Annotated in this window: 1 pseudogene; it reads left to right on the forward strand. The window is 43.6% G+C overall.

Features of this window, described 5'->3' with window-relative positions:
• Nucleotides 1–27 precede the first annotated feature (27 nt).
• Nucleotides 28–220, forward strand: a pseudogene (locus tag CWB85_RS22715) (endonuclease); the annotation flags it as partial.

Consider the following 220-nt stretch of genomic DNA (forward strand, 5'->3'; position numbering starts at 1 on the left):
TCCTGTAGTTCAGTAAAGTGATTGGATATGTCGCATTTTCTGCTTGCGCTAGTTTTGGCTTGCCTTAGTTTTAACCTCTACGCTGCACAATTTACTCGCTTTGCAAGTGCCAAAAAACACCGTATAAAACCCTTACAAGAAAACGCCACTAGCCTTTACTGTGGTGGTGATATAAACCGCCAAGGCAAAATACTAGTACCCGCTCCATCAGCATGTGGCT

The organism is Pseudoalteromonas sp. S1727 (assembly GCF_005886375.1).
Classification (GTDB): domain Bacteria; phylum Pseudomonadota; class Gammaproteobacteria; order Enterobacterales; family Alteromonadaceae; genus Pseudoalteromonas; species Pseudoalteromonas haloplanktis.